This window comes from bacterium (assembly GCA_035527515.1).
Taxonomy (GTDB): Bacteria; B130-G9; B130-G9; order B130-G9; family B130-G9; genus B130-G9.
This window is the reverse complement of sequence record DATLAJ010000109.1, coordinates 1-9,186: the sequence shown is the minus strand read 5'-3', so window position 1 is coordinate 9,186 and position 9,186 is coordinate 1. Positions and strand designations below refer to the sequence as shown.

Here is a 9,186-nt window from a genome sequence, read left to right as displayed (position 1 = left end):
CCAAGTTCTGCATTTGAAGTTCTGCAATCGTGTGCTCGTGGTTCCAGAGGCTGTCCAATAAAGGGGTCAGCCGTGTTTCTTGTAGGGGCGATTCACGAATCGCCCACAATATGTTGTGGCGCTGGCGTCGGGCGGTTCGTGCACCGCCCCTACATCCAGGGCCAGGCATCCTTAAACACAAGGATTCTGCCATGCAGATGCACTTATTGGACAGCCTCAAACCTGCGAAGGCTAATAGCTGTCTGCGCACGACACGCGCATTGCGGCCCAGGCCGTGAAGTCTAACGGCCGACGATCTTGGCCTCGATCTTGACCTCGGTCTTCATTGACGCGGAGATGAGGCACCGCTGTTTGGAGTCGGCCAGCGCCTCTTCGACCTGAGCGATGTCCTGGTCCTTGGGGACCTCGATCGTTACGTCCAACGTGATCTGGGAGAACATCAGCTCCTTGTCCACAAACTCGAGCTTACCGTTTGCCTCACTCGTATAGGAGGTGAACCTCACTCGATTGCGCTTGGCCTGAGATATGAAGGAGAGCAGCACACAGACTTCGAGGGAGGAGACGAAGAACTCCTCGGGGCTCCACACGTCGCTAGGGCTGCCCTTGCAGAAAACTGGTGGACAGGCCACCGTGATGTCCGGCTTGCCGGGCGCATGCGCAAGGCCCTGATGCTCCTTCGTCCATTCAAGCGATGTGGGGAAGTAGAAGACCCTCGTGTTTGCCGACATAGTATCTCCTTTGTGTCTCGTAAGCCCAACAGAAAAGCAGCACAAAGGCTATTGACTGCGGTGCCACCAGTCAAGGCCAATGCGCCAGGAGGAGTTTTCGTAATCGTGCCTGGACCTGCTCAATTGAAGGCGTTCTTCCTGCATCCCCCGCAAGTGGATTAACGTGGATAGCCGTAGGCGCAACCTACGGACCGAGGACTCGATCGGATGCGTGGGCTTCCCACGGCAATAATCGTAATCGCCATTTGTGCGTAACCACACAGAGACATCAGGCGAACAAGCATAAGCCCGCTCTGTGTGGCTCGGTGTCGCTCTGGTTATTCGATTAGCCCGAGGTCTGACATCGCCTCCCGTAAGACCTCGCCCACCTGCTTGTGATGCTCAGGAGCGCATATCTCGTCCAGGACACTCGCCTTCTCCTCGGCCAGCCAGGGCAGCCGCTCCCGGAGCGTCCTGGGCTCTCTTGTCCTCTCTTCGGGCTGCGCAACGACCGCGTCGATTGCGGCTTTGTAGCCGCGGGCCGACTGCGCGAGGCTGTGGTTACTTCTCACGTAAGCCCTGGCAGCTTTGCCAATCGCCTCGCCCTGTTTGGGGTTGGACCAAAGCGACTCGAGCCGCGCCGCAAGGTCGTTCGCCTCGGCGGGCGAGTGCTCCACGAAGAGGCATACGCTGGGTGGAAGGTAGCAGTTATGAGCAAGCCGCGTGGCGATCACTGGTCTGCCAAGCAACATCGCGGTCAACATCGTCGCAGATGTCTCGCGGATTGCGTTCGTCCTGAGATTCAGAACGACGTCTGCGGCAGCGATGTAGGTATGGAAAACATCGTCTTGCACATAGTTCTCCAACCGGACTGCCTCGGTCAAAGCGCGAGTCCTGATCATGCAGGCAAGGTCAACTCTCGGATCGGGGTCGCCTGTGAATACGAGCATCGATTTGGGATGCTTCTTTACGAACCGAGCGAAGCCATCGAGGACGACTTCGGGCTTTCTGTGGGGCCCAACGAAGCCTTGGTTGAGAACAATGAACTTACTCGCCGGCAAGTTGAGCCTCCTTCGCGACTCCGCCCTTTTCAGAGTCCTCCCCGGCTCGGGCAGACCCATGTTGACGAGATAGGCGGGCGTCCGCGGAGCCACCTCTTGGACGAGGCGCTTGACGTAGGGGTTGTGAACAATGGCGGCCCGGCTGGACCTCAGCACCTTCTCGTTCATCGGGAAGACATTAAGCAGCGGATTGAACTGCTCCCCGGCGCAGACAAGCCTCGCGATCTCGGAACCTCTGGGGCCGACGCAGTCCTCGAGCTCTCGCCGGTAGGTCTCCTCGTCGGCCGAGGCGCGGAGCATGCTGGCCCTGGACGGGTGCAGGTTGAAATCATGCAGGACGACAATTCCGGGGAAGTTGAAGATGTAGTGATACATAAACTTGTAGTGCAGGTCGTTGCCGAGCTCATAGATGATGGCGTCGTATTTCTCGCTGGCGAGTCGCTCTTCAAAACGCAGGTAGTTCATGACCTCAAACTGTGATGTTATGGCCTCGTCGTCCGGGTCGTAGTCGTCGATGAATATGTCGATCTCGGCAAGCTCCTTGAGTTTGGGGAGCAGGTTATGGCAGTAGTTAGCTAGACCGGAGCGAATTGGATACAGAACAGCGAACAGAGCGACTTTCACCTTATTCGTTCCCCTACTACTTGACGAGATTGACCGATAGCCGCATCCGGTAGGTCGCTTTGCGGCTTCCCTCATGATGCTCCGGCGAGGTTACCCGGGCCAGAGTCTCGTACACAAGGCTCTTTATCGTGCAGCCATCGGAACAGAGAACAACCCTGCCCTTCCCGCGTCCAGCAACACCCGGGCTTGAGGCGCCGCTTTCGGCCTCGCCCTCAAACGACGACGAGAGACCTACAACTGGCCCTCCGAACAGTATGGGAACCTCCTCCACCGAACATCTGTATCGAACCAGCAGTTGCCCGCTCTGTTCCGCAATAAACGGGGCCGCGGGCTCTTTTGACTGTGTAATCCAGCTGTCGTTCTCGCCCACCGGGCCAGCCGGCAGTCGCGGAAGCGTCTCCAGCAGCGACTCGAGCACCATGTTGGCTGTGTTCTGGGGCTGGGCACCTGATGCTGGCTCCCGCACAGTCGTTTCTCCGCGCTCAGATATCTCGAATTGGACAGTCGCCTGGGTCCCGTGCGCTGCCCCGTGGCCGATTTTCTTGCCGTTGCGCGTAACAACGAAGTCTCGCAAAGAAGCCTCGAGAGCGAAGTGGTCGCCCTCATGCCCAAGACACCGCAATGTCAGATGCCCCCGGACAGCGATCGAGGTAACCGAGACCAACGAGGCCTGCGCCTCGAGCTCGTAGTGGAGTGGTCTCCCTTCCTCGAAGCAGTAGTGAAGCTGGGCGGTCTGTGCCCACCCAGCGCACAGAACGGCCGTTATCAGCAGTGCGATGCCGGCAGCCAGTCCTGGCGCCACCTTATGTGTCAGGAAAGCCACGGTTTCATGCCCTTGACGCTTGCCCTCTCTAGGCAATTAGGCGCTCTAGCTGAGGCAACACGACGCATCTCGCTCAGTGGGTGGCATATATGACTCTCTTCTCACGTAGAATAGCGCGCCGTCTGAAAGGGTTTTTGAGCGCCTCTTCCTCAACAAGGTCCACATCTCGACCAAACATGTCCTTGAGCTCATCCTGCATCTCAACCAGCTCAAAAAGGCTCCACGGAGCGTCGGGCGTGAAGGTGACCAGAACGTCAATGTCGCTGTCCGGGCCAAAATCATCCCTAACAGCCGAGCCAAAAAGAGCGAACTCGACAATTTCCCAGCGCCGGCAGAACTCGGCGATCTCGTCCTCAGAAGCCAAATCCCGAACCGCCATCCTGCTTGCTTCGTTCATGACGCCGCCACTTTCGTCGCTCTCCATTGTCTATTCATAGCGCTACACGACATGGCCCCAATGTCATAGCGCCTGCCCCAATTCTCAGTAAACCATCGCTGCCGCTACAATCATACTTGAGAATCACACTCGGTCAAACAATGGAACCTTTGCCGTCAGGAGCACACCGGGTGTTGCGCTTCCCAAAACGACAGCCGATTGGAACCCTCTATCTGCTGCTAGCGCTTTTTTAAGATCACGATGTATTCATATCTCATCGTCGATTCCTTTGCCCCAACTACATTCGATGGGGAGTTCCGGGAGGGCATTCGCTTGTTGGAGATGATTCGCTTCTCCGTCTTAATGTGCCTAAAGCCATTCTTTTCAAAGAAGTATGCCGCGACTTTGTCGGTCGGCAGCTCGATCCCCTTCACGCGCCGATTCCCGACGATGAAGCACACATGCCGGCCTGGTTTCACCTTCTTAGCGATGATCTGAATGCATCTATGAAGATCGAAATAGAACGAGAAGACCTCCCTTGCGCGCTTCTCGTCTATCTGAGCGATCCTGGCAACGAAATCGTTCAGCCCCTCCGATGGCAGGTCGCGTGTGACTGCTCGCGGCTTCCCTCCCAGCGAAGTTCTATCTACGTTCTCTTCCAAGCCCAACCATCTGAGCGACAGGCGCGAGAACTGGCCGTAAGCCACGGTCGTCCTTGAGTCACCGTACGGGGGAGAGGTTATGACTAGGTCAACCGAGCTATGCTCGATAGGCATCCCGTCCATGATATTCCTTTCCTCAACTTGGAGATTCCGCGTTTTAGGAGGCAAGTCGCGATAGAAGTCGGTCAGCGTCCTTATGTTCCTCAGAGATACGTCACGGAATGTCTTGATGACGCTCACTTGTTCCGTGTCGTCCTTCTTCCGCAGCAACTTGAACTCGTTGTATCGCGTCCTGGAAACTCTCCTGACTGTCTCGGAGAACGCCACCTCAAAGAAGTTCCGCAGACAGTCCTCTTCTATCGTTCCAATTACCGCTCTGAGCTTGGATAGACACTGAATGACACCCTCGTGGAACCAATAGTGAATGTTGTGGAACTCAATGGCCGAGGCTTGGGTCTGACCATATTGATCAGTGAGCTTCGCGAGTGTCTCAATCAGTGCGCTGCGCTTGATCGGTGTTGCTCTCACTCTCGATATCAGAACAGCTAGGGGGTTGATGTCGTAGCCCACAAAACGTCTCTCGCCGAGCAAAGACTCGACGGCCGTGACTCCCGAACCCACAAAGGGATCGAGGATAAGCTCCCCCTCGGCTGAATATTCTGCGATGAGTCTCCTGACCATCAGGAAATGCAGCATCGCCGGATATGGATGTATCCCATAGACGCCGCTTGATGCGGGCGTCTCCTGAAAATCAAAGCCAACTAGACTCTCGTCAGGAACCCATTCATGGATCAGCATGCATGGGGTCCTATAGAATCTCTGCAATTTCACGAATAGGTCGCAGTAACTATCGATTTGATCCTCCGACAAGGCATGAACACAGCCCTTGATTCTCTCCTTCAGCCATTCTTCGCCTTTTGTTTGCGTGCTCCTGCTATAGCGACAGACCGACTTCACAAAGCAATAGAATCGTTCCATATCACAAGGATGAGAGCTCTCAGGATAGAGCCTAATCCAGGCGTTGAATGCCTCGTCAATGGGATGCTTATGATGGATTATCGTCAGGTCGATATCCTCCTCTTCAGTATGACGACGATCTCGCCTCATCCTCACCCATACAGCAGTTTCCCGTGCTTGATGGCCGTGTAGAAGATCGAGCCGACGACATCCTTGAACCTATCAAACTGCTCTTGTGATCTGACGAGTATGTCGAATGGAAAGGGCACGCCGCGAAGCTGCCGGCGTATTTGCACACTTTGGAGCCTCGGATTCTTGGCATCCGGCGTGATGATGAGCAGGTCTATGTCGCTGTCCGGGCCAAAATCATCCCTAACAGCAGAGCCAAAAACAAATATCTTGCTTGGAGTAATGGCCCTGAGTATGCGAGCCACAATCTCCTCTTTGACCGTTTCACTCAGCGCCGTCAAGACCCCATCCTCTTCCAAATGCCCTTAGTTGCGTCCGCCTGTTTCAATATCGAATCTTATGTAATGACTGGAAACCGTCAAGGACTTCCGGCTCACTCGCCCTGGAGATCGCCCAGCTCGCATTGGACGGCCTCGGCGTGGCCTTTGACTTTCACCTTCGTCCAGACCTCCGCTATCTTGCCCTCGGGATCGATCAGGAAAGTGCTGCGGACGACGCCGTGATAGCCCCGCCCATACATCCTCTTGAGCTGCCACACGCCATAAGCCTCGAGCGCCTCGTGGTCCGGGTCGCTCAGAAGCGTAATCGTCAGAGCGTGCCTCTCCCTGAACTTCCGGTGGCTCTCGATCGAGTCGGGGCTGATCCCGATGATAACGGTTCCCATCACCTCGAACTTGGACTTGAGGTTCGTGAACTCCTGTGCCTCTTTCGTGCAGCCAGACGTGTTATCCTTAGGGTAGAAATAGAGGACGATCCATTTCCCTCGAAAGTCTTTGAGGCAAACCTGCTTGCCCTCGCTGTTGGGCAGGCAGAAGTCAGGTGCGGTGTCTCCTTTTGTGAGCATTTTACGGCTTCCTTACATGGTTCTTATGAAATCGAGTATCTCCAAGATGTCTGGCAGCGGAGGAATGTCATAAAGCTTGCCAGCGATCATTATCGGCGGAAGAACTTAACTGGAGGTCGTCCGAATCTGCCGAGGTTGCATAGACTCCACACGTCCCTGATCCGAGCAGCGGCACAAAAAAACATCACAACCGCCTCAAAACCGCGCCGAGTGCCGGTCATACTCACTTCCTAAGCGCCGCCCTCGCTGGGCTATTTGAGGGTCTGTGTTTTGTCAACAACGGAACCGACAGAATAAGTATCGCCCAGGCAAGGTCCAATAGCTCCCTTTAGGAGCGCATCTTTTAACGGAGATTCGGGACTCGTCCCCGCGCTCGCGCAGTTGGAGACCGCGGAGTAATTCGCGGCTTCGTCAAACGTCTTGAGTGCGAAGTAGTATTCCTTGCCCATCTCCGGCAAGGGAAAGAGCAGAAACTCCGTTGTTCCCGGGAACAACGGGAAGTAAAAAACCGGCACCGTCAACGCGTTAGCGAAATCATCATCGGTCAGAATAGGCGTCGCTGAGAGGCGCAGGTCATAACCGCTGGCCCGGCCGAGAGTCCCATCGTCGCCAGGCGCAGTCCAACTGAGGCGAGCGTGGGCCTTGTCCTCGCTCAGTTGTGCGGTCAAATCAGTGACCCTTGCGGGAGGCGTTATGTCGGCAGAATGGTCATAGAGTCTGAGACAGTGCAAGTCGTCGAACCTGTTCGGAGAGTTATAGCCCCCGAAGGTGAGCATGTAGGTGTTCTGGTCGATCGTGCCGCGAGGGACCGTCAGCAGGGCCGGGTACTCTCTCGGCGTGGGCGGGATACCGGTAACTACGTCGGTCAGGCTGTGCCACTGACTGGTCTCGATATCGTAAGAGTTGAGCTGATTGGTCTCTAGCAGGAAGCCGTGTGAGCTGTCTATGGCATCCCCTCCGAAGACGATGACTCTGTGTAGGTCCTCGTCGGCCGTCATCGCGTGCGTTATCCGCTGCATAGGAAGTGTGCCCGAGGTGGCGAGGGACACGAAGGAGAGCGATTCGGGGTCGAGAGCATATATCTTGCTGCTTATGGCCTCCAGAGCAAGGCCTCCAAACAGGTAGCCTCTGTCAATGGATGGCATGTAAGCAAAGGCCGTCATATAGACCTCCGTTGGACGGACGCCGGAACAATCCAGCGTTAGCCACTCGTGGGTGTCGAGGCCGAACGAATAGAAGTCTAGTGCCCTTGTGTAATCCAGCCGACCGGATTCGTTCTCCGCTACTATGAAGCACCCATACAGTAGCAGCCGGTTGCGGCGACTATCCAGGAAACCCGCGGCGGGCAAGGTCGGCTTAGACTCGCCGTAAGAGATCGGCGGCGGCTGGCCCGTTGGCTGGAATGCAGTCCACTCGTGATCCGACAGGTCGAGGCGATATACGGTAACGTCTGACGCGATCATCCATACCGCATCCTGGGTCTCGTCGTAGAAGGCAAAACAGGGTCCGGACGATGGGAAGGGCCCCGTTGTGGGGACAATCTCCCACCGAAAGGTCTTTAGGTTCAAAGCATAGAGCACATCTTCCTCGAGCTCACAGGTTCCGCCCAATACATAGACAAGTTTGCGGACGGGGTCGAGAACGAGCGCTGAACTCGAGCGAGGCGTAGGAGCTGCTCCCGGCAGGTGCAACTCCAGCCAGTCCACATTGGCGGAAGGCGTTACGAGCATGGCATTCGAGGCTTCTCCCTCCACCTGGGTATGGTCGTACGCCGCCACCCACACCTCGTAGGTTGCCTCGTCCACAAGCCCATAGAGTCTGTAGGTCGTCAGGCGTCCTGCATCGACATATCTGGTCTCCTGCGCTGCGAGGTCGCCCGGCGGTCCCGAGACCATAGCGTAATAGAGCCGGTAGCCAGCGGCGTTGAGATTCTCCGACTCCTCCCACCGAGCAAAGATGGACTCATTCCCGGCTATGACCTCCTCCAGGTGCGGCGCATCGACGACAGTAGCAGGCGAGGCAACAAACTCGCCATTGGAATAATCGCTCTCTTGGGCACAGCGATCCATTGCTGTTACAGCAATATGATAGGTCTTGGCGTTATCGAGGCCCGTAAGCAGCAAATTACTTCTCCCGAAAACGGTGATTGGCGAGGCGCCTTGCTGTGCGTCTGTTCCCTCGTAAGGTTCGCAGCACCCATCGCTGTCGTAGTAAACGCGACAGAAGAGGACATCGCTGTTGCTAGGAAAGGCCCAGCTGATCCTTATCTCCCGATCGCCGACCCTTCCGGTCAGATTCGTCGGGGGGGAGGGCGCCTCAAAGTCGAAGCCGGTGCCCGCACGGAACTGGAACTGGAACGGCTCGACCATCGCGTTTCCGGCGTAGTCCGAGAGCGCGGCATCCAGGGTAACCGAGACGGTCGCCCCTGACGAGAAGGCCGTGTATGGCACGAACTGGATGCAGGCGAGGTTTGGGTCGAAGTTGAACTCGCCCTGCATGTAGCCTGTCGGCTGACATTCCACGGTAAGCGAGTCGTGTGAGACGCTGGAGGGGTCCGTATCACTGGAGAGCAGGATAAAGATGTTGGCGTTACGAGGCACCTTGACCCTGCCGTCTCGGGGCCGGGTATTCTCAACCGTAGGGGGCTCTGTATCCGGACCAAAGGTGAAAGTCCAAGAGAACGGCTCCATCTGGTTTGATGGGAATGCTGCGTCGCTGCACCAGACCCGGACAATTACCTGCTGATCGTGATTGAAGGTGTTTGCGCTCGGGTAGTATGATGCTTTAAGGCCGTTGAGAATGCTCCTGTCACTCAGAGAGACAAGCTCGCCGTTTATCATCATCCGAAGGGACGCGGGGGCTACGTTGCCGGCAAAGTCCTTGAACCAAACAGATATTCGCGACCCGCCACGTGTGCTCAGAAACTCGTTAAAGTCAAGTATG

The 9,186-nt window shown here is 56.3% G+C and carries 8 protein-coding genes; all 8 read right to left on the bottom strand.

Going from position 1 to position 9,186, the window contains the following annotated elements:
• Positions 1 to 281: 281 nt before the first annotated feature.
• Positions 282 to 728, bottom strand: a complete 447-nt coding sequence (locus VM163_08360) for an OsmC family protein (protein ID HUT03887.1) — start codon at positions 726 to 728, stop codon at positions 282 to 284.
• Between the two features lie 317 nt (positions 729 to 1,045).
• Positions 1,046 to 2,392 carry a glycosyltransferase gene (locus VM163_08355; GenBank protein ID HUT03886.1) on the bottom strand — a complete coding sequence of 449 codons (1,347 nt, stop codon included), beginning with the start codon at positions 2,390 to 2,392 and terminating at the stop codon, positions 1,046 to 1,048.
• A gap of 16 nt (positions 2,393 to 2,408) precedes the next feature.
• A complete protein-coding gene (locus tag VM163_08350; GenBank protein ID HUT03885.1) occupies positions 2,409 to 3,251 on the bottom strand; it encodes a hypothetical protein in 843 nt (280 codons plus the stop codon).
• Positions 3,252 to 3,288: 37 nt separating this feature from the next.
• Complete coding sequence (locus VM163_08345) at positions 3,289 to 3,612, bottom strand: nucleotidyltransferase family protein (protein HUT03884.1); 324 nt, start codon at positions 3,610 to 3,612, stop codon at positions 3,289 to 3,291.
• Between the two features lie 218 nt (positions 3,613 to 3,830).
• Entirely contained in the window at positions 3,831 to 5,360 is a 1,530-nt protein-coding gene (locus tag VM163_08340; protein ID HUT03883.1) for a DNA methyltransferase, read from the bottom strand.
• A 2-nt stretch (positions 5,361 to 5,362) separates the two neighbouring features.
• Positions 5,363 to 5,680 carry a nucleotidyltransferase domain-containing protein gene (locus tag VM163_08335; protein HUT03882.1) on the bottom strand — a complete coding sequence of 106 codons (318 nt, stop codon included), beginning with the start codon at positions 5,678 to 5,680 and terminating at the stop codon, positions 5,363 to 5,365.
• Positions 5,681 to 5,772: 92 nt separating this feature from the next.
• Positions 5,773 to 6,243, bottom strand: coding sequence for a thioredoxin-dependent thiol peroxidase (gene bcp / locus VM163_08330; protein HUT03881.1), 471 nt, complete (start codon positions 6,241 to 6,243; stop codon positions 5,773 to 5,775).
• A gap of 251 nt (positions 6,244 to 6,494) precedes the next feature.
• The coding region (locus VM163_08325) for an Ig-like domain-containing protein (GenBank protein HUT03880.1) at positions 6,495 to 9,186 on the bottom strand (2,692 nt) is incomplete at its 5' end.